We start from the raw sequence: 235 nt of genomic DNA on the forward strand, positions 1-235 counted from the left end.
GTGATGCGGACCTCGGCGCCCGGGCGGCCGGAGCAGCGGGTGCAGGCACGCCGGGCGGGCAGGGGCGTGGGTGCGGGTGTGGGTTGGTCCTGGGCGCGCGCGGGCTCTGCGGCGGCCTCGCCGAGCGGGGTGAGGGTGGCGATCGGGATCGGCTCGATCGGGCGGGTGAGGACCAGACCGTCGCGGTCGGTGGACGTGGCCCCGTTCCACGACCGCTTCGGCTGCGGCGGTTGCG

General features: G+C 77.9%; 1 protein-coding gene. It reads right to left on the bottom strand.

Annotated features, from left to right (window positions below; genetic code table 11):
- The coding region (locus FS882_RS21465; protein ID WP_222848284.1) for a hypothetical protein at positions 1 to 235 on the bottom strand (235 nt) is incomplete at both ends.

This window comes from Cellulosimicrobium cellulans (assembly GCF_007679345.1).
Lineage (GTDB): Bacteria > Actinomycetota > Actinomycetes > Actinomycetales > Cellulomonadaceae > Cellulomonas > Cellulomonas cellulans_A.